General features: G+C 67.4%; 17 protein-coding genes. 3 read left to right on the top strand and 14 right to left on the bottom strand.

Translation table 11 applies throughout. The features are described from left to right. Positions 1 to 44 precede the first annotated feature (44 nt). Entirely contained in the window at positions 45 to 2,435 is a 2,391-nt protein-coding gene (locus AC1RJ5_RS20180; protein WP_342251252.1) for a glycoside hydrolase family 3 N-terminal domain-containing protein, read from the bottom strand. 158 nt (positions 2,436 to 2,593) lie between these two features. Here AC1RJ5_RS20180 and AC1RJ5_RS20185 point away from each other — a divergent pair, with 158 nt between their 5' ends. The 3 genes from AC1RJ5_RS20185 to AC1RJ5_RS20195 all read left to right on the top strand — a co-directional run bounded on the left by AC1RJ5_RS20185 (position 2,594) and on the right by AC1RJ5_RS20195 (position 7,230). Then, complete coding sequence (locus AC1RJ5_RS20185; protein WP_342251253.1) at positions 2,594 to 3,682, top strand: LacI family DNA-binding transcriptional regulator; 1,089 nt, start codon at positions 2,594 to 2,596, stop codon at positions 3,680 to 3,682. 284 nt (positions 3,683 to 3,966) lie between these two features. After that, positions 3,967 to 5,370 carry a sugar porter family MFS transporter gene (locus AC1RJ5_RS20190; RefSeq protein WP_342251254.1) on the top strand — a complete coding sequence of 468 codons (1,404 nt, stop codon included), beginning with the start codon at positions 3,967 to 3,969 and terminating at the stop codon, positions 5,368 to 5,370. An 81-nt stretch (positions 5,371 to 5,451) separates the two neighbouring features. Next, entirely contained in the window at positions 5,452 to 7,230 is a 1,779-nt protein-coding gene (locus AC1RJ5_RS20195; RefSeq protein ID WP_493115365.1) for an IlvD/Edd family dehydratase, read from the top strand. A 134-nt stretch (positions 7,231 to 7,364) separates the two neighbouring features. Here AC1RJ5_RS20195 and AC1RJ5_RS20200 read toward each other — a convergent pair whose 3' ends face one another. The 13 genes from AC1RJ5_RS20200 to AC1RJ5_RS20260 all read right to left on the bottom strand — a co-directional run bounded on the left by AC1RJ5_RS20200 (position 7,365) and on the right by AC1RJ5_RS20260 (position 20,430). After that, the gene (locus tag AC1RJ5_RS20200; protein ID WP_493115367.1) at positions 7,365 to 9,416 is read right to left on the bottom strand and encodes a hypothetical protein; all 2,052 of its coding nucleotides are present in this window, start codon (positions 9,414 to 9,416) and stop codon (positions 7,365 to 7,367) included. A gap of 443 nt (positions 9,417 to 9,859) precedes the next feature. After that, positions 9,860 to 10,309: a MarR family winged helix-turn-helix transcriptional regulator gene (locus tag AC1RJ5_RS20205; protein WP_493115369.1), complete on the bottom strand. Its 450-nt coding sequence runs from the start codon at positions 10,307 to 10,309 to the stop codon at positions 9,860 to 9,862. 206 nt (positions 10,310 to 10,515) lie between these two features. Then, on the bottom strand, positions 10,516 to 11,403 hold the full coding sequence (locus tag AC1RJ5_RS20210) for an SMP-30/gluconolactonase/LRE family protein (RefSeq protein ID WP_269576164.1): 888 nt from the start codon (positions 11,401 to 11,403) through the stop codon (positions 10,516 to 10,518). Between the two features lie 3 nt (positions 11,404 to 11,406). Beyond that, a complete protein-coding gene (gene xylB / locus AC1RJ5_RS20215; protein WP_184168666.1) occupies positions 11,407 to 12,204 on the bottom strand; it encodes a D-xylose 1-dehydrogenase in 798 nt (265 codons plus the stop codon). 48 nt (positions 12,205 to 12,252) lie between these two features. Beyond that, a complete protein-coding gene (locus AC1RJ5_RS20220) occupies positions 12,253 to 13,356 on the bottom strand; it encodes a fumarylacetoacetate hydrolase family protein (protein WP_342251258.1) in 1,104 nt (367 codons plus the stop codon). 108 nt (positions 13,357 to 13,464) lie between these two features. Next, positions 13,465 to 14,136, bottom strand: a complete 672-nt coding sequence (locus tag AC1RJ5_RS20225) for a dTMP kinase (protein WP_342251259.1) — start codon at positions 14,134 to 14,136, stop codon at positions 13,465 to 13,467. A gap of 27 nt (positions 14,137 to 14,163) precedes the next feature. After that, positions 14,164 to 15,273 carry a helix-turn-helix domain-containing protein gene (locus AC1RJ5_RS20230; protein WP_493115372.1) on the bottom strand — a complete coding sequence of 370 codons (1,110 nt, stop codon included), beginning with the start codon at positions 15,271 to 15,273 and terminating at the stop codon, positions 14,164 to 14,166. 69 nt (positions 15,274 to 15,342) lie between these two features. Beyond that, entirely contained in the window at positions 15,343 to 15,858 is a 516-nt protein-coding gene (locus AC1RJ5_RS20235; protein ID WP_269576161.1) for a hypothetical protein, read from the bottom strand. A gap of 66 nt (positions 15,859 to 15,924) precedes the next feature. Next, on the bottom strand, positions 15,925 to 16,986 hold the full coding sequence (locus tag AC1RJ5_RS20240) for a sigma factor-like helix-turn-helix DNA-binding protein (RefSeq protein WP_269576160.1): 1,062 nt from the start codon (positions 16,984 to 16,986) through the stop codon (positions 15,925 to 15,927). Positions 16,987 to 17,213: 227 nt separating this feature from the next. Further along, positions 17,214 to 18,269, bottom strand: a complete 1,056-nt coding sequence (locus tag AC1RJ5_RS20245; protein ID WP_342251261.1) for a peptidoglycan-binding protein — start codon at positions 18,267 to 18,269, stop codon at positions 17,214 to 17,216. Next, positions 18,266 to 18,691 (bottom strand): hypothetical protein, encoded by a 426-nt coding sequence (locus AC1RJ5_RS20250; RefSeq protein WP_184168660.1) that lies wholly within the window; start codon positions 18,689 to 18,691, stop codon positions 18,266 to 18,268. The genes AC1RJ5_RS20245 and AC1RJ5_RS20250 overlap by 4 nt, the downstream gene beginning before the upstream one ends. Further along, the gene (fliI, locus tag AC1RJ5_RS20255) at positions 18,688 to 20,028 is read right to left on the bottom strand and encodes a flagellar protein export ATPase FliI (RefSeq protein ID WP_269576158.1); all 1,341 of its coding nucleotides are present in this window, start codon (positions 20,026 to 20,028) and stop codon (positions 18,688 to 18,690) included. The genes AC1RJ5_RS20250 and fliI overlap by 4 nt, the downstream gene beginning before the upstream one ends. A 9-nt stretch (positions 20,029 to 20,037) precedes the next feature. Next, positions 20,038 to 20,430 (bottom strand): flagellar biosynthesis repressor FlbT, encoded by a 393-nt coding sequence (locus tag AC1RJ5_RS20260; RefSeq protein ID WP_269576157.1) that lies wholly within the window; start codon positions 20,428 to 20,430, stop codon positions 20,038 to 20,040. Positions 20,431 to 20,598 lie beyond the last annotated feature (168 nt).

The following is a 20,598-nucleotide window of genomic DNA, read 5'->3' on the forward strand; positions in this document are numbered from 1 at the left end:
CACCCACCCCTCGATCCCCTCCCTTCCAGGGAGGGGAAGCGCGGTCACCGAACCGTCAGCGTCGTGCTCTTCAAATCCACCGAGTTCGGCCCGGCCGAGATCGTGAACGTCCCCGGCTCCACCACCCGCTTCATCTGCACGTTCCAAAGCGACAGGTCCGCCGGGGTAAGCTCGAAGCTCACCGTCTTCTTCTCGCCCGGCTGCAGCGTCACCCGCTGGAAGCGCTTGAGCTCGATCGTCGGCCGCGTCACGCTCGCCTCGTCGTCGCGCACATAGAGCTGGACGACTTCGTCCCCGGCGCGCTTGCCGGTGTTGGTCACGTCGACGCTCACCTTCACATTGTCGGCGATCCCGATCGTGCCCGATCCCAGCACCGGCGCCCCGACCGAGAAGGTCGAATAGGAAAGGCCATAGCCGAACGGGTAGAGCGGGCTGGTATCGCCGAACAGATAGCCGCGGCGGGCGCTCGGCTTCTTGTTGTAGTAGTTGGGCAGCTGGCCGACATTGCGCGCGATCGACACGGGCAGCTTGCCGCCCGGGTTGAACCGGCCGAACAGCACGTCCGCAAGGGCATTGCCGGTCTGCTCGCCCAGATACCAGCCCTCGATCAGCGCCGGCGCCTTCTCGGCGAGATAGTTGACCGCATAGGGACGGCCGTTGAGCAGGATCACCACCACCGGCTTGCCCAGCGCGATGATTTCCTTGGCCAGCTCGTTCTGCGGCCCCGGCAGCTCGAGATTGTCGCTGTCGCCCAGATGGTCGTCGGCCCAGGCTTCGCGGCTCAGTGCCTCGTTGCCGCCCAGCACCATCACCACGACATCGGCGTTCTTCGCCGCCGCCACCGCATCGGCGCGCAGCTTGTCGTTGGTCGCCGCGTCGGTCAGCGTCACCTTGTCCTGCGCCCAGACGCGCCCTTCGGTCAGCCGCACGCCTTCCGAATAGTCGACCGCGAACTTGCCCTTGCCCTCGGCCTGCATCGCTTCGAGCAGCGAGACGACATGGTTGGGGGTGTCCGAATAGCCGCCGATCGGGGTGTCCCTGGCGTGCGTGCCGATCACCGCCATCCGCTTGATGCCGGTGGCGTCGAGCGGCAGCAGCCCGTTCGAATTCTTGAGCAGCACGACGCTCTCGCGCGCCGCCTGGCGGGCCAGCGCGATCGCCTCGGGCGTGTTGGTGCGCTTCTCGGCCAGCTTCACATCGGCATAGGGGTTCTCGAACAGCCCGCCTTCGAACTTCATCTCGAGCACACGGCGCACCGCATTGTCGATCTGGCCCGTGCTGACCTTGCCCTCGCGAACCAGCTGGATCAGGAAATTGAATCCCTCCCCGTCCGGCGTCTCGACATCCACGCCCGCATCGAGCGCGCGCGCGCCGGCGTCCTTGACGTCCTTGTACATGTGGTGGCGGGTCACGAGTTCGCGGATCGCGAAATAGTCGCTGACCACCGCGCCCTTGAAGCCCCATTCGCCGCGCAGCACATCGTTCAGCAGCCATTTGTTGGCATGGCTCGGGATGCCGTCGATCTCGTTATAGCTCGCCATCACCGCGCGCACCGGCAGCTGGGTCACTGCCTTTTCGAAGGGCGGGAAGAAATCCTCGCGCAGCGTCCGCTCGCCGAGCGAGGCCGGGCCGATATTGGTGCCGCTCTCGGGCTGGCCATGCCCGGTCATGTGCTTGAGCGTGACGAACACCTTGTCCTTGGCCAGCGGCAGGGTCGTGCCCTGGAAGCCGCGGATCGCCGCAAGCCCCATCTCGGAGACGAGATACGGATCCTCGCCATAGGTCTCCTCGATGCGGCCCCAACGCGGGTCGCGCGCGACATCGACCACCGGTGCCAGCACCAGATTGGCGCCGCGCGCCCGCGCCTCTGCGGCGGCGACGCTGAACACCTTCTCAAGCAGCCCCGGATTCCAGGTCGAGGCGAGGCCGATCGACTGCGGGAAGCTCGTCGCGCCCGGCGCTACCAGCCCGTGCAGCGCTTCCTCGTGCATGATCATCGGGATGCCGAGCCGGGTCTTCTCCATCGACCATTTCTGCGCGGCGTTGATGTACGTCGCGGTGTCCACCGCGTTGCGGTTGGCGGTCGCGTCGGCGCCGGCATTGGTGGTGCCCGCGGCCACGCCCTTGCGGTCGGACGGGCGCGAGATCATGCCCAGGCCATTGGGGAAGGACACGCTCGCCTTGGCCGGATCGAACTCGCCCGAGGGGGTCTGGATCGCGTCCTTCTTGAGCCAGATCGCGACGAGCTGCGCGACCTTCTCCTCCAGCGTCATCCGCGCGAGCAGGTCGTCGACGCGTGCTTCCACCGTCTGGCTGGCGTCCTTGTAGAGCGGCCGATCTGCCTTAGCGGTCTGCGCATGCGCGACCGGAGCAACAACAGGCGTCAATGCCGTGGCGGCGATGGCAAGCGCGGCGATGCGGCGGAAATTGCGCAACGAACCTCTCCCTCTGTGGTGCGGCGCTCGGGCGCCGATCTTGTCTGCGTTATGGTAGCGCTATCACTATCAGCGTAAATCCGGAGCGGTCAACCGGGGCATTCGAACCGATTTCACGCCGATTGCATTTAGGGAAACCGCAGCATATCCCCGTAACGATGAGCAGACCCAGCCGTAGAAGCCGTGGCACGGTCACCGTCCAGGACGTCGCGCGTGAAGCGGGCGTGTCCGCGATGACGGTATCGCGTGTGGTCAATGGTGGTTCCAATGTTAGGGAAACAACCCGCCACGCGGTTCTCGAGGCGATCGCCAAGCTGAACTATTCGCCGAACAGTGCCGCGCGTAGCCTCGCGGCGGGCGAGGCGACCCAGATCGGCCTGCTCTATTCGAACCCGTCGGCGGCCTATCTCTCGCAGTTCCTGATCGGCGCGCTCGCCGCGGCTAGGCGGGCCGGCTGCCACCTCGTCCTCGAGGCCTGTGAAGGCGAGCGCGCGGACGAGCAGGCCGAGGCCACGCGCCAGTTCGCCGCGACCAGTGTGGAGGGCGTGATCCTGCCGCCGCCGCTGTCCGAGGCCGCGCCGGTCCGCGCCGAGCTCGAGACCGCGGGCATCCCCTGGGTGTCGGTCGCGATGGGCTTGCCGCCCGAGCGCAGCCTCAACGTCCGCATCGACGATGCCGCCGCCGCGTCCGCGATGACGAAGCATCTGCTCGACATGGGCCATCGCAATATCGGCTTCATCCGCGGCAACCCGAACCAGACTTCGTCGGCCGAGCGCCATCGCGGCTTTGTCGAGGCGATCGAGGCCGCCGGGCTCGACGTCAAGGCGATGCCGGTCGAGCAGGGCTATTTCACTTTCCGCTCGGGCATCGTCGCCGCCGAGCGGCTGCTCGATCGCAAGAACCCGCCGACCGCGATCTTCGCTTCGAACGACGACATGGCCGCTGCCGCCGTCGGCGTCGCGCATCGTCGCGGGCTGCACGTGCCGCAGGACATCAGCATCGTCGGCTTCGACGATACCGCGCTCGCCACCACCATGTGGCCGGAGCTCACCACGGTCCGCCAGCCGATCGCCGCCATGGCCGAGAGCGCGCTGACCCTGCTCCTCGCCCGCCTCCGCGCCCACCGCGCCGGCACCAACGACAAGCTGGAAGAGCAGGTCCTCGATTTCGAGCTGATCCAGCGCGAATCCTGCGGCCCGCCCCCGGGCGCGGGCAAGCCGGCGACGGGCAAGACGGTAAAGCGCTGAAAATCCCCCTCCCTGGAAGGGAGGGGTTAGGGGTGGGTGGAAGCCTGGCGATATTGCTGGTTCAACCCTCGCCTCACCATATCGCCCTGACACTACCCACCCCCAACCCCTCCCTTCCAGGGAGGGGAGCGGAAACGCTTGGCCTCCAGCCCAAACAGGTCCAGCATGACAACGCTGGACGGAGTCGCCCGGCCGCGCGGAACGCCCTTGCTTTTCCCGCCGGATCGAGCCACCGTTACCGCTAACAATTGCCCGATCGGGGCATGTGGAGGGGAACGAACCAGATGAATGATACGGCGCAGAAGGCCAATATCGGCCTGATCGGCGCCATCGTCGCGGTGGCGACGATCGGCGGCCTGCTTTTCGGATATGACAGCGGCGCGGTGAACGGCACGCAGGAAGGCCTCAAGCATGCCTTCACGCTCGACGAAGCCGGCCTCGGCTTCACTGTCGGCTCGCTGCTGATCGGCTGCGTGTTCGGCGCCTTCTTCGCCGGCACCCTTGCCGACGCGATGGGCCGCCGCAACGTCATGCGCCTCGCCGCGCTCCTCTTCCTCGGCGGCGCGCTCGTCCAGGGCTTCGCGCACGATCACACCATTTTCGTCATCGCCCGCATCATCGGCGGCATCGCCGTCGGCGCCGCGTCGGTGCTGTCGCCGGCCTATATCTCCGAGGTCGCCCCCGCGAACATCCGCGGCCGGATGACGACGGTCCAGCAGATCATGATCATCACCGGCCTCACCGCCGCCTTCGTGGTCAATTACTACCTCGCCCAGGCCGCCGGCAGCTCGCTCGGCCATCTCGGCGGGATCGAGGCCTGGCGCTGGATGTACCTGATGCAGGCGATCCCGGCCGGCGTGTTCCTCGTCGCCTTGTTCTTCATCCCGGAGAGCCCGCGCTACCTCGTCGCCAAGAAGCGCAACCCCGAAGCGCTGAAGGTGCTCACCAGCCTGTTCGGCGCCACCGAAGGCGGCCTCAAGCTCGCCGAGATCCAGGCGAGCTTCTCGACCGACCATCGCCCGCGTCTGGCCGACATCTTCGCGCCGAACGGCTTCCTCGGCATCCGCGCGATCGTCTGGGCGGGCCTGCTGCTCGCGGTGTTCCAGCAGCTCGTCGGCATCAACGTGATCTTCTATTACGGCGCCACCCTGTGGCAGCTCGCCGGCTTCACCGAGAATGACGCGCTGCTGATCAACATCGTCTCGGGTGCGGTCTCGATCGCCGCCTGCTTCGTGACGATCGCAGTGATCGACAAGATCGGCCGCAAGCCGCTGCTGCTGATCGGCTCGGCCGGCATGGCTGTCACCCTGTTCGTGATGGTCTATGCCTTCAGCCAGGGCACGCTCGACCCGGCAGGCAAGCTGGTGCTCACCCCGCAGCTCGGCATGGTCGCCGTCGTCGCCGCCAATCTCTACGTGATCTTCTTCAACGTCAGCTGGGGCCCGGTGATGTGGGTGATGCTCGGCGAGATGTTCCCCAACCAGATCCGCGGCTCGGCGCTGGCGGTCTGCGGCTTCGCGCAGTGGGGCGCCAACTATGTCATCGCCCAGACCTTCCCGAGCATGGCGAAGTGGAGCCTCACCGGCGCCTACACCTTCTACGCGGTCTGCGCGGTGATCAGCTTCTTCCTGGTCCAGAAGTTCATCCACGAGACCAAGGGCAAGGAACTGGAGGCGATGGAGGGCTGATCCCGGCCCTTCACGTCGATTGAGTACAGGGGAGGGGCGCGGGCCGCAGGGCTTGCGCCCCTCTGCACACAAGAGGAAGTTATGACCACCCGCACCCCCGTCCGTCCGTTCCGCTCGCGCGAATGGTTCGCCGCGCCCGGCCGCGCCGACATGGCGGCGCTCTATCTCGAGCGCTTCATGAACTACGGCATCACCCCGGAGGAACTGACCTCGGGCAAGCCGATCATCGGCATTGCGCAGTCCGGCAGCGACATCGCCCCGTGCAACCGCATCCATCTCGAGACGGTCAAGCGCGCCCGCGCCGGCATCCTGGCAGCAGGCGGCATTCCGATGGAGTTCCCGCTCCACCCGATCTTCGAGAATTGCCGCCGGCCTACGGCTGCGCTCGATCGCAATCTCGCCTATCTCGGCCTGGTCGAGATCCTCAACGGCTATCCGATCGACGCCGTCATCCTCACCACCGGCTGCGACAAGACCACGCCCTCGTCGCTGATGGCCGCCTCCACCGTCGACATCCCGGCGATCGTCCTCTCGGGCGGCCCGATGCTTGACGGCTGGCACGAAGGCGAGCTGGTCGGCTCGGGCACCGTTATCTGGCGCTCGCGCCGCAAGATGGCCGCCGGCGAGATCGACGAGGCCGAGTTCCTCAAGCGCGCGATGGAAAGCGCCCCTTCGTCCGGCCATTGCAACACGATGGGCACCGCCTCGACGATGAACAGCATCGCCGAGGGCCTCGGCATGTCGCTCCCCGGCTGCGCGATGATCCCGGCGCCCTACCGCGAACGCGGCCAGATGGCATACGAGACCGGCAAGCGCATCGTCGAGATGGCCTATGACGATCTCCGCCCGTCGAAGATCCTGACCAAGGCGAGCTTCCTCAACGCGATCAAGCTGCTCACTGCGATCGGCGGCTCGACCAACGCCCAGCCGCACCTTGTCGCGATGGCCGCGCATGCCGGGATCGAGATCACCCCGGACGACTGGCGCCAGGGCTATGACCTGCCTTTGGTGGTCAACATGCAGCCCGCCGGCCAGTTCCTGTCCGAGCGTTTCCACCGCGCCGGCGGCATCCCCGCCGTGCTCACCGAAATGCTCGCGAACGGTGCGCTAGATGGCTCGGTGCTCACCTGCACCGGCAAGACCCTCGCCGAGAACATCGCCGATGCCCATGTCTCGGACCGCGAAGTGATCTTCGACTGGGACAAGCCGCTCAAGGAGAAGGCCGGCTTCCTCGTCCTGTCCGGCAACCTCTTCGACATCGCGATCATGAAGACCAGCGTGATCGGCGAGGATTTCCGCGCCCGCTATCTCTCGCGCCCCGGCCATGAAGGCGTGTTCGAGGGCCGCGCGATCGTGTTCGACGGCTCGGACGATTATCACCACAACATCAACGATCCGGCGCTGGGCATCGACGAGAACTGCATCCTCGTCATCCGCGGCGCCGGCCCGCTCGGCTGGCCCGGCTCGGCGGAAGTCGTCAACATGCAGCCGCCCGATCACCTGATCCAGAAGGGCATCATGAGCCTGCCGACGCTCGGCGACGGCCGCCAGTCGGGCACCTCGGACAGCCCCTCGATCCTCAACGCCTCGCCCGAGAGCGCGGCGGGTGGTGGCCTGTCCTGGCTGCGCTCGGGCGATATCATCCGCGTCGATCTCAACGCCGGCACCTGCGACGCGCTGGTCGACGCGGAAGAGATCGCCCGCCGCAAGACCGAGCCGGCCCCGCCGATCCCGGAGAGCAACACCCCCTGGGAAGAGCTCTACCGCGAAAAGACCGGCCAGCTCGGCGACGGCGCCGCGCTCGAATTCGCGCTCAAGTACCGCCGCACTAGCGAGAAGGTGCCGCGGCACAATCACTAGTGTCTTCCCCTCCCTGGAAGGGAGGGGATCGAGGGGTGGGTCGCGTCCTGGCGATACGGAGAAGTTCTGGACTGGCCCTGCCGTATCGCGGCCATCCACCCACCCCCAGCCCCTCCCTTGCAGGGAGGGGAGCTTTACGCCGCCACCCCCAGCGCCACCTGCGCCGTCACAGCCTCATACCAGTCGTCGATCATCCCGCTGATCCGCTGCAGCGCCGACGGCACATAATGATGCGCATGGACCAGCTCGTCGGCGGCGAGTTCGTCCCCCAGCTCGACCAGCGTGAACACGCCCGGATGCCGCGCCGCCACGCCGCGCCAGTAATGGTTGAGCACCGGGTGCCACACCCGGCTGCGCTCGGGCACGCAGCCTTTGTGCAGCTCGTACATCTTGAGGGCCAGCCCCTCGGGCGGCAGGAACAGCAGCACCCTGTGCCCGCCGGTCACGGCCATCTCGACGAAGCGGTCGGCGCAGTCGAGGAACAGCGCGTAATCGATCTCGCGCGAATAGGCTTCCCAGCGCCAGTCGATGTAATCGCTCGCCGCCGCATAGACGAGGTGGCGCGGGAAATGCTGCTCCAGATAGGCCCCGGTCTTCATCTGGGGCAGGCTGAACAGCCGCGGGTTGTTGTCGAAATCGGTCACCGCCTGGTGCCGGCTGTAATGGTAGAAGGCGCCCGACTGGCAATCCGCCATGATCCGCAGGTCGACCTTGCTCCAGTCGCGCGGCGCTTCCTCGGCCAGCACGCGCGCGCGCACCTCGGCATCCGAATAGGAGAGGGTGGTGATCGCCCGCGACGACTGGGCCGGCAGCGGCTTGCGGAACGCCGGGCTCGCCTGCAGCGGATAGCCGCGCTCGGCGAGCATCCGGATCATCGCGTCCTCCACGCCCATGTGCATGATCCGGCACGAAAAGGCGAAATGCTCGAGCGTTTTCGTCCGGAAGGCATACACCGCCACGCCGACCAGCCCGTAATAGCCATATTTGTCCCACACGAAGGCGCAGAGCACTTCGTAATGGTCGATGTCCTGGATCTTGTCGCGGATCGTGCCCGGCGCGATCCGGCTCTGGGTATAGTTCAACTGGTTGGAGCGGTTGATCAGCTCCTCGATTCGCTCGGCGAATTCGAGGTTGTCCATCCGGTCGGTGAAGGTCGCGCAGATCCCGCTCTTGAGCAGGAATTCCTCGTCGCTCAGCTGCTCGCCTTCGCGTTCGGCCACCCTGGTCTCAAGCAGGCGATAGTCCGCCACCCGGCTCTTCGCGACATGCGCCTGGCCCGCCAGCAGCTCCTCCAGCAGCACATCGCATGCGCCCGAGGTCGCATCCACAACCCTGATCCCCGGCACCGCATCGGCGACTTCGTGGAGATTGTGCGGGTTGTCGTCGACGAACAGCACATTCTCGGGCCGCAGCTGCATGTCCGCGATCATCCGCCGGATCACCGCGCCCTTGGGCACGAAGGCGATGCGCGGGAAGACGAATTCCTCCCACAGCCCGAAGCGCTCCAGCTCGGCCCGGGCCTTGGCGAATTCGTTCTTCGAGCAGATCGCCGAGACCACGCCGTGCCGGTTGAACGCCCGGACGAACTCCGCCCGCTTCTCGATCAGCACCGGCGCGTCGCCGTCCGCCAGCGTGCCGTGCCACAGCGTATCGTCCAGGTCCCAGATGATCAGCTTGGGCTTGAACGCCTCGGCCTTTTCGGGCGCCGGTGGATAGGCCGCAGCGATCGCGGCGGCAGGTGGGCCATAGGCCGCTTCCACGCGCCCCGGCCGCCCCTGTTCGAGCAAGGCGGCGGCGGCGGCCCGCTGGCCGCTGGCGCCTGCCAGCATTGCCGTACAGAACAGCATGGCATCGTCCATTTCCTGCGGCACATCGAGCGCGCCTTCGGGCAGCGCCGCGATCAGAAGGTCGAGCGCCTGCTGCGCCAGCCACGGCGGGCAGGCGCTGATCGCGCCCAGCGCTTCGCTTGCATCCCCGGTCTCCAGGGAATCGACCAGCATTCCCAGCATGCCGACCAGCACCAGCTGGCCGCGCTCGGTCTCCCAGAAGCCCGCATGGCGTTCGGCGAGCAGCAGGACATTGGGCAGCCTGCCCAAGTCCTCGCGCGTCACCATGTCCTCGGCAAAATGCCCGAATGCCGTCTCGTCCAGATCGCTGCCGATCCAGAATCCCGATAGTTGCTGCACGTCCATCCCCATAAACGTTTGCACGCCTTGCATGGCAGGGGATGGTTAACGGGCCGTAAGCCATGTTGTGGGCACCCGCGTCACCCGGCCTTGATCCGGGGTGACGAGGAGGAGGAACATCCGCACCATACGCCGAAGCTGATGCGCGCTGTTTCCGCCCGCGCCGGAACCGCTTTCATCGCTCCGCACGGAGAGGTCGGCCACCGGCGTCACGCGCGGCTACCCGCTTGCGGAACCACGGCGCCACCGGGCCCAGTGCGAACATCCGCGGCTCAAGCGTCCACAGCGCAACGCGATGCCGCCCCATGTGGGTACGGTACCCCGGCGAAAGCCGGGGCCCAGTTTCGGCGCCCTATCGATGGCGCGGGAACCTAACGACCGACATGGCAACTGGGCCCCGGCCTCCGCCGGGGAACAGGAAGCACTGGTCGGGAACGGCAGCCCTATTCCCCCTCGCGCCCGATCCCGATCAGCGCCGCCAGCACCTCGCGCGCATGCAGCACCTTCTCTTCGCCGATGCACGCCAGCAGCTTGGCATCGATCCCCTCGCGCGCTTCGCGCTGGGTATCCGCCGCCGCGCTGCCGCGCTCGGTCAGCGTCACGGTCAGGCGCCGCCGGTCCTGCGCGTCCACCTGCCGCTCCAGATAGCCGCGCAGCACCAGCGCATCGACCAGCTGCCCGGCCGCCTGCTTGGAAACGCGCAGCTCGCGGATGATCTGGCTCAGCGGTGCCTCGCCCAGCGCCAGCGCGCCGATCACATACAGGCCATTGGCCGGAATATCGTCATAGCCGCGCGCGGCCAGCGCTGCCCGCATCGCCGCGCCATAGGTATGCCGCGCATGCCGCAACAGCGCCGGCATCGCGACTTCGCTCAAGGGGGTAGAATCGGTCACGGGTGAATCTCCAAATCCGTCATCCCCGCGAAGGCGGGGATCCATTCTGGCTGGCCTCCCGGAGGAGCCGCGCCAGCAGCGCCAATGGATTCCCACCTTCGCGGGAATGACGATGGAGATATAGTATGAAACATGGATAGTCAATAATATTGACTATATAGCCGAGGCCCTGACCCGCGCAACCTTAGCCACCTTCGGCGTACAGTTCAGACGCCTTCCCGAACCAGCGTCCCCGCCACCCCCGGCACCGATACCCGGAAGCTGAAAAGGTCTCCCGAACTCGGGTTCGCGGCCTTCTCCTCGGGCGTCAGGTGCTTGTTGGCGGTGGTGGCGAACACAGTCTTCAAATCGGGCCCGCCAAAGGCGATCTTGGTGATCGCATCCACCGGAAATTCCACGGTTTCCAGCAGCTCGCCGGCCGGCGAATAGCGCCGCACCGCCGAGCCCTTGTAGAGGCCCACCCACAGGCAGCCCTCGGCATCCACGGTCGGCCCGTCGGGATAGCCCTGGTCATTGGGAATGCGGGCGAATTCCCGCCGGTTGGACAGGCTGCCGTCCGGCGCCAGGTCGCAGGCGAAGATCAGGCCGCCCAGCGTGTCGATATGGTAGAGCGTCCTGCCATCGGGGCTGATCGCCGGCCCGTTGGTGATCGAGCAGAAGGGCGTCGAGGCCACGCAGCCGCCGTCCGCCGCCAGCCGGTAGACCGCGCCGCTGTCCGCCGCCTCGGCGTCGTCCATCGTGCCGAACCACAGCCGGCCATCGGGGCAGACGGTGGCGTCGTTCAGCCGGTTGCCGGGCTTTTCCGGCTCGGGATCAACCAGTTGCGTGAAGGCGCCGGTCTCGGGATCGAAATGGGCAAGCCCGGTCTTCAGCCCGGCGACGAACCCGCCGCGCGCGGCCGGCAGCACGAATCCGACCTGGTCGGGGGCATCCCAGCTCCGCTTGTCGCCCGTCTCCGGGTCATAGCGGTGGATCTTGTGGCCCTTGATGTCGACGAACCACAGGGCGGCGTCGCGCGCCACCCAGACCGGCCCTTCGAGCAGGGGAGCGGCGAGCGACCAGACGCTCTGCGGCGCCGACGTCACCACGCCCATGGCTCAGCGCCAGCCCGCGTCGACGAAGAACTCGTGGCTGGTGATCAGCCGCGCGTCATCCGAGGCGAGGAACAGCGCCATCGCCGCGATGTCGTCGGGCACCAGCCGGCCCTTGAGGCACTGGGCGTTGACGATCTCGGCCTCGCCCTCGGGCGTGTACCATTTCATCTGGCGCGGGGTCTTCACATTGCCCGGCACGATGCAGACCGAGCGGATATTGTCCGGCCCCAGGTCGCGCGCCAGGCTGCGGGTCAGGCCCTCGATGCCGGCCTTGGCGGTCTGGTAGAGGATCAGCCCCTCCAGCGCGAGGTGCCAGGAGATCGAGCCCATGTTGATGATGACGCCGCCGCCCTTGGCCTTCATCCCCGGGATCACCGCCTGGGCGCAGAAGAACAGGTGGCGCAGGTTCACGTTGAGCCGGTTCTCCCAATAGTCTTCCGTCACTTCCTCGATGGTGTGGCGGTCGTCATTGGCGGCGTTGTTGATCAGCACGTCGAAGGCGCCATGCTCCTCGATCAGCCGGGCGATGGTCGCCTTGGCGCCCTTGATGTCGGTCAGGTCGACATTCTCGTAGGTCGGCGCCTTGCCGAGCCCGGAGAGGTTCCCGACCAGCGCCTGCGAGTCCGCGTCGGCGATGTCGAAGAAGGTGACGTCGGCGCCCTGGCGGACGAACCCTTCGACCAGCCCGGCGCCGATGCCCGATCCGCCGCCGGTGATCAGCACCCGCTTGCCCTTCAGGCTCGGATAGATGGCGCGCTGGTCGCGCGTCAGCACGGTATTGGCGGGATCGGCTTCAGACATGGGAATGGAATACCTTGGAAATGCAATGACTAGGGCCGCGCGTGGCGCTCACAGCAGGCCGCGGCCCGCCAGGTTGCGGATCAGCTCGCGGATGCCGAAGGTCCAGGGCGCCGCGGCCTTGGACGTGGTCACGCGGTTGACCAGCGCGCCGAGCTTGGGGCTCGAGATGCGCACCACGTCACCGTCCTTGTGGGTGAAGCCGCGGCCGGGATGGTCGCGGTCCTGGATCGGCGCGAACAGGGTGCCGAGGAACAGCGCGAAGCCGTCCGGATACTGGTGCTCGCTCAGCGTCTGGCGGACCAGGTCGGTCGGATCGCGGCTGATCTGGCTCATCTTGTTGGTGCCCTCGAGCCGATAGCCCTCGGGCCCGTCGATGACGAGATCGACTTCGGCCGAGCGGACATCGTCCATCGTGAAGGCTGCGTCGAACAGGCGGATGAACGGCCCCAGCGCGGTCGAGGCGTTATTGTCCTTGGCCTTGCCGAGCAGCAGCGCGCTGCGCCCCTCGAAGTCGCGCAGATTGACGTCGTTGCCCAGCGTCGCGCCGCGCGGCGTGCCGGTCTTGTCGACGATCAGGACGACTTCGGGCTCCGGGTTGTTCCAGTCGCTGTCCGAGCGCACGCCGATATCGGCGCCCCAGCCGACTGCCGAGAGCACCGGCGCCTTGGTGAACACCTCGGCATCGGGTCCGATCGCGACCTCGAGATACTGCGACCACATGCCGGCCTCGATCAGCGCGGCCTTGAGGTTGGCGGCTTCCGATGTGCCCGGCACGACCGAGCGGATGCCCGACCCGACCTTGGCTTCCAGGTCGCCGCGGATCTCGTTCGCCTTGTCGGCATCGCCACGCGCGCGCTCCTCGATCACCCGCTCGATCGCCGAGAGGGCGAAGGTCACGCCGCATGCCTTGACGCATTGCAGGTCGATCGGGGCGAGCAGCTTGGGGCCGGTATCGCTACCAATGTCGGCCGCGGCGCCGATATCGGTGCCGGCGGCGTTCGCGGGATCGGCCAGGTCGAGCAGGTCCGCCACGGTCGCGGCAGTGGCCGAGACGTCATAGATACGCCCGCCGCGCAGGATCACGGGGCTAGGGCCGGCCTCGGTAAGGATTCGGCCAACCAGAATCGCCTGGGCATGATCGACAGGCAGCATTTCCGCCGGAGACGCGTTCAAGATCCTCTCACCCCGATATTGCTTTTGATAGCGCTACCATGCGGCGCCGCGGGGGGAGCTGTCAAGCCGGTCACACGGCTTTCGGGCTTATTCCGGAACCGCTTCCAGCAGGGAAATGATCTCGCCGACGATTTCGGCGGGCGGGCGCATCGTGCCGTCGGTGCTGGCATGCACCATGTGCCACGGGCCGAGCAGCCCGGCCTCGACGATCGACTCGTAATTGGCGCGCACGCGCTGCTGCAGCGCCACGTCCGCCTCATAGGCGTCGAAGCTCTTGTCGGTATAGCTGCGCTCGGCCTTTTGCAGGATCAGCGCACGCGCCAGGTCCCAGGGCGTGTTGAGATAGATGGATAGCGCGGGGACGGGCAGGGCGAACTGGCCGGTCTCCAGCGCCAGGATCCACTCCATCAGCGCCCGGCTCTCCCCGGCAGGCACGCGCGCGCCCTGATAGGCCATGTTCGAGGCGACATAGCGATCGAAGATCAGCACGTCATGTGCTGCGACGGCCTTGAGGATCTCGTCCCGCCACTCGAAGCGGTCGAGCGCATAGAGTGTCGCGGCGGCATGCGGGCTCACCGGCACCGGCATGTCGCCGGCCAGATAGCGGCCGATCGTCACCCCGGCCACGGTCTCGCCATAGCGCGGGAAGCCGATCACGGTCGCTGTCTTGCCGGCGGCCTGCAGCGTCTCGCAGAGCAGCCTGGACGTGGTGTTCTTGCCGACGCCGTCGGCGCCTTCGATCGCGACAATGATCCCCATGGGCAGCGCCCTAGCAATACGGGGCGGTCAGAGGAAGACGGCGGAGACGATCGCGGCCAGGCTCGACGGATCGCAATCGTCGAGCGGCACTTCCATGTCCGGATTGACGCTGTAGCCGATCATCCGTCCGTCGCGGCCGGAAGCGACCGAGAGCAGGCGCCAGCCTTCGCCTTCGCGCAGCGCCGCAAGGCCACCGGGAAGCGGCAGGCGATCGGGATCGGCGACCACGGTCGCCTGGGCGGGCAGGCCGCCGCCCAGCGTCGCGCGGCATACCTTGATGCCGAAGGCACGCACGCCGGCGATGTGCGGGGCCTCGACCGTCTCGCCGGTCGGCTGGTCGCCGATCAGCCCCTGGGGCAGCGGCACGCCGAAGACGGGCAGCAGCCGGACGGCGCCGACTGGCCCTGCCAGCGGCAGCGCCACGGCGGGCGCGGGCTCCGCCGGCGGCTCCGCGTTCAGCGCCATGGTCAGTTCGGCAGTGCGCTCGCGGGTGCGGGCGATGCGCGTCTCGGGATTGGCGATGGTGGCCAGGAATGCATCCAGCGCGCCCATCGCATGGCGCTGCTCGACTTCCGCGCGCAGGGCTGCTTCGTCGGTTACGCCGAACAGGGCGAACAAGGCGTTGTGGATGGCCGCGTTCCAGCGGCCGAACGGCTTCTGGGCATTTTCCACGCGGGAGAGGTTGACCGGAGGCAGCGCGAAATCGCGTTCGATCACGGCAATGGTCAGCGCGGGATCCAGCGTGCGACGGGCACGCAGCGCAGCGCCGAGCAGCACCGCGAACCGCTCCTCTTCCAGGTCGAGCTGGGCCCCGTCGCCGAACGGCGCGGCCCAGGCAGCGATGTCGAAATCCTTCGCGTCGATATCGAGCAGCAGCTCCGTCGGCGCGATGCCAAGAGCGGTGGCGATGCGGCGCAGCTCGTCCGGCCGGGCCACGACTTCACCGCGCTCGATCTTCGAAAGACGAATATAGGGTATTGCGGGAATATTTGCAGAAAGGCGCAGGAGCTTCGCAAAGCCATGGCGCTGGCGCTGCTCACGCACCCGGTTCGGGAAAACGATTGCACGATAGTAATCGATCAGGGGCTCGCCCGCGGATCCCACCCGCATCTTACCCTTGCCGTTCGCGCCTGCCATCAATGATCCCCTCGAATCTGAAGGTATCTTGAAGCAATTCAAGGATAATACAAGGTAAACGCCATTCCGTTAGTGGAATGAACCTGTGGATTGTCCGCCGATCAACAGTCCGCAGGGGCCGGCAGCGTCGAGATCCAGGATCATCGCCAGCGTGCTTTCCCCGGTGGCGTGGCGCAGCAGCCAGCTGTCCGCGGAAGGCGAGGGGTGGTCGGGTGCAAAGGCCACGCCCACGCCGTCGGTGATCACGCCGAGCGCGCCCGGCGGGGTCGGCCAGCGGCCGGCGAGATAATCGAGCAGCGCCGCCGCTGCGTCCTGCAGCGCGCCTTCGTCGCTGTCCTCGGGGCAGAAGGCGTCCGGAGACGCCGAGATGGTGGCGACGCGCTTGAAGTCGTGCTGGCGCCACCAGACCAGGTGGATCTGGCCGTCGGCAGTGGCCTCCAGGCCAAGGAACAGGTCGCTGCCGGTGGGCAGCAGCGGCTGGGCCAGTCGCGCCACATCCTGGGCGAGCGCGGTCAGGCGGCGATTGGGGCGCGGCAGCGAGCCGTGCGACTCCTCCTTGCCGGTCCAGTCGAGATTGCGATGCATCGGGTCCTCCATGCCTCTTGTGAGCATTATAGGATGGCTAGGCGCGCGCGGGGCGTTCCGATGCGATCAGTGGAGCGAAGCGCTCGACGGGGCCGGGGCGGCAAGCTGGGCCGTCTCGGCGCGCTCGACCTGCTGGACGGCCGGGGTGCTGAGCACCGGCGACAGCGTCGTCGGGTCGACGGCGCGGACGCTCGCCAGGCGGTTGTGCGGCAGGTTCGTGTCGGGCAGCAGCGGCGTGGTGCGCGCGGCCGGGGCCGGGCGGCGCTTCGGGGTGCCCGGCTGGCCATATTCGGCCATCACGGCGAAGCGCGGATCCTTGGCGGCGATCTCGGCGATCGCCTTGGCGGCGCGCTTGGTGATCTGGCGGACGCGCTCCTTGGTCACGCCGGTCTCGAGCGACAGGTCGTCGAGGGTGGCGGTCTGGAACACGCGGCGCTCGACGATCTCGCGGTCGCGGGCCAGCTTGGCTTCGAGCTTCTCCAGCTCGGCGGGGTCGATACCATAGGTGGCCGAGCGCAGGCGCGGACCTTCGGCGCGGCGCAGGGCGGCTTCGGCGCGCTTCGGGCGCGGGCGGCGGCGGAGTGCCTCGACACCAACCTTGCGGAGCTGGTCGACATAGGCGTCGATGAGCTGCGAGACGGCGCCTTCGGCGAGATAGTCGGAAGCGGCGGCTTCGGTGCGGAACACGGCTTCTTCGTCCTCGATCATCGCCTCGGGCGAGATCTCGTCGCCATCGATCGAGGTGGCGAGGGCGCTGAGCGAAACGGTGGTGGCCTCGACCTTCTTCGCCGACGGACGCTGATCGGTCATCAGGCGGAAGCGCAGGCTCTGCAGCTCGCCGCGGATCTGCCAGTTCACGAAGGTGGTGAACTGCGCCTTGGCGGGGTCATAGGCTTCGATGGCGCGGTGCACGGCGATGGCGCAGCACTGCTCGGCATCTTCCCAGTGTGCGGTCAGGCCGTACTGGCGGACGAAGTGGCGGATGCGCGGGGCGATCAGCTTGAGGATCTGGGCGAAGGCACGGTCGACATAGACGCGCTGGCGGTTGCTACGAGCGGCGCCGTCTTGCGGCGTATTCTCGATGACGGTGGCGACGGCTGCTTCCAGCGCGATCGTGATCTTCGACATTGCGTATCCCCTGTTTGTCCTGGCCAGCCGGGTCTCGGCCGCCGTTCACAGGGGCAACATGGCTTCTAATCCTTTAACAGAACCCTTAAATTCCTATATGTAGTCCTACCAATCAGGAGGTTTCCCCTACGGAACTCTCAACATGGTAAAACACGGTAAATATGTATTTTTATGGGGATATCGGCGCCTGAAAGGCGCCGCTGCCAGCATTATAGGATAAAAATAATTTAGCCGGCGAATTGTTCCGGACGGATTCGACGATCGATGAATCCGAGCAGCCATTGGCGATGTGCCTGGGTGGCATTGCCTGCCGCGGCGATTCGCTGATCGGCCGCGCCGCCGCCGATCTGGGCGGCAAGCAGCATGCGGGCGCGTCCGGCCTCGATGCCGCCGGCGAGGAACTTCTTCGCATCGCCCAGCCCGAGATGGTGCGAGAGATAGGCCGACTTGGCCAGGGTCTCGGCATCGGTGTTGACGCGGATGCCCGATTGTTCGAGCCGGGTGAGGTTCATCTTGGCGAGATCGGCGACGCCCAGGATCGATGCCTGGCCGTCATAACGGAGCGCCAGCAGCTCGCTGCGCGCGCCGGGCTGCACCTGGCCGCGCCCGTCGAGCCAGCCATTCTGTGATGCGACCTGGTTCAGCCAGGTGCCCGAAGTCTCGGCGAGTTGCTCCCAGGTACCGCTGAGGAACTGGCCAAGCCCCGCCGCGCTGGAACGCGGATTGCGCGACATGGTGTTCCAGACACCGTCATGCCCCTTGGCCGCCTCGGCGTCGACGATCGCGGCAAGCGCGGTCGCGGGAATGCCGGTGCGCGCCTCGGCCATGGCGAGGGCCGGGGCGAAGCGGGTATTGGCGCCGAGCGCGAGGCCGGAAACCACGGCGCCGTTGGCAACCGATACGGTCGCGCCGGTGCTCATCATCGCGGCCATCTTGCGGCTGCTCTGCTCGGCGGCATCGCCGATCGCGCCGCGCAGGTCCTCGACGCAGTCATTGGCGAAGCTCGCGCTGGCGGCGGGCTTCTGGTGGCAGGAGCAGGCACAGGCGCAGTGGCAGCCCTGTGCGGCGCCGGCCTGCACTCCGTTCTGCTTGCCGAGCAGCTCGAGCAGCGAATCGCCGGAAAGGCCGTTCTGGCCGATGCCATTGCCCTTGCGGTCGTCCTTGTCGCCATCGCCGAGCGCGGCCTTCCACAACCGGCTGGCAAGCTCGGTCTGGGCCTCGCTGTAGATCACCTTGGCGCGGTTGGCCGGGCTCAGCGAGGCAAGATCTGCGCGCGGGATCATGCGCTGCGCTCCGCATTGCGGCGGGCGATCACCAGCTTGGCGGCGGCGATATCGTCGATCATCGACTGTTCGGCACCGGCGGCGACGCGCTCGGCCTCGTCCTTGAAGCGGCCGGCGGCGCCTTCGATCGCGCGCATCGTGCCATAGGCCTCGACGGCCTGGGCGCGCAGCGAGGTCAGGCGCACATTGGCGAGCTGCGCCTGGTGGTCGAGCCGGGCGCGCTCGGCCTTCATCCGCAGCCGCCATGCATCGCTGGCGATCGGCACGATGGCGGCGAGCGCACGCTCCTCGCGCATGCGCAGGTCATGGGCGTGCGCCTGGCTGTTGAGCGTGGTGATCGTCTCGATCTCGACGCTGATCGACACCTTCACGGCATCGACTTCGCGGCGCTGGACCCTCAGGGCGGTGTCGAACGGAGTCATTGCTCCATCATCTCCATGCTGAGCGCGACGATCTCGCCGAGCGCGGCGAAGGCGGCGTCGGCATTGCCCTGGTCGTTCTTGCCCTGGTTGAGCATCTTCTCGATTTCGGGTGCCAGCGCGACGGCGCGGTCGACCTCGGGCGAGGAACCGGCCTTGTACGCGCCCAGCCGCACCATCTCTTCCATGTCGGTATAGGTGGAGAGCAGCTTGCGGGCGCCGACGCGGATGTCGTTCTGCTCGTCGTTCATGCAGTGCGGCAGCGTGCGCGAGACCGACTTGAGGATGTCGATCGCCGGATAGCGGCCGCGCTCGGCGATCGCGCGGCGCATCACGACATGGCCGTCGAGGATGCCGCGCACCGCGTCGGCGACCGGCTCATTATGGTCGTCGCCATCGACGAGCACGGTGAACAGGCCGGTGATCATGCCCTTGCCCGGCTCGCCGGGGCCGGCGCGCTCGAGCAGGCGGGGGAGCTCGGCGAAGACGGTGGGGGTATAGCCCTTGGTCGCCGGCGGCTCGCCACTGGCGAGGCCGATCTCGCGCTGCGCCATGGCGAAGCGGGTGACCGAGTCCATCAGGCACAGCACGTTGAGGCCCTGGTCGCGGAAATGCTCGGCGACGGCGAGGGTGGTCCAGGCGGCCTGGCGGCGCATCAGCGCCGGCTCGTCCGAAGTCGCGACGACGACGACCGAGCGGGCCATGCCCTCCGGCCCGAGATCGTCCTCGATGAATTCCTGCACTTCGCGGCCGCGCTCGCCGATCAGGCCGATCACCGCCACGTCGCACTGGGTCCAGCGCGCCAGCATCGACAGCAGCACCGACTTGCCGACGCCCGAGCCGGCGAACAGGCCGAGGCGCTGGCCGCGGCACAAAGGCACGAACAGGTCGAGCGTGCGCACGCCCGTCTCGATCCGCTCGGCCACGCGGGCGCGGTTGGCGGCGGCGGGCGGCGGCGCCTTGATCGGCTGCGGGTCGGCGCCATTGGGGAGCGAGCCGAGCCCGTCCACCGGCTGGCCGAGCCCGTTGATCATTCGGCCGAGCCAGGCCTGGGAGGGGCGGACGCTGAACTGGCCGGCGCCGAGCTCGGCGCGCGCGCCCAGGCCCACGCCCTGCGGGTCGACGAACGGCAGGCACAAGGCGACTTCGCGGTCGAGCGCGGTCACTTCCGCCTGGACGATGCCGTTGGGCGCGGTGATCTCGATCCGGCTGCCGATCTGCGCGGCGCCGGCGAGCCCTTCCACTTCGATCAGCGCGCCGCGAACCGCGACGACGCGGCCGAAGCGGCGATCGGGCATCATGTCCCGGATCGCACGGGCTGCGCTGGCGAGCGTCTGCACCTTATAGCCTCAGGCGGCCTGCTGGGCGATGACGGCGTCCTCGAACGCAATCACGTCGCGCGCGGTGGCCAGTGCCTTGTAATATTCGCCCTGGGCGATCTCGCTGGCGAAGCGGATGCAGGCCGACTTGGCGTCCTGCGTGCCGAGCACGGCGATCAGCGCGCCGACCAGGCCGACCACGGCGTCGTGGTGGCTGTCACGGCTGGCCGGGTCGATATAGGCGAGCATGGCGGCGAAATAGAGCTGGCGCGCCGGGGTGGTCGCTTCCTCGGGGCGCATGATCTCGCGCCCGCGCAGGATGGACACCTTGTTCTCCACGGCGATCTGGGTGCGGCCCACCGCACGGATCACCGCGCCGTTGACGATTGCCTTCTCGCCATCGCGAAGCGTGATGCGAAGCATTGGGAAACAGCCTTTCGTTCGTTTGGCTGCATTATAGGATGTGTTTGCGGGGTAGCGTGCGCGCACCCGGCAATTTTTGCCCATCGAATCTTATTTGCGCCTTTGTTGGGGTCGGCGCCGCGCTCATCCTACAATTGGGGCGTGGGCCCGTGCGCGTTTCGCGGGCAT

The sequence above is a fragment of the Sphingomonas sp. GW822-FHT03G08 genome (assembly GCF_058801135.1).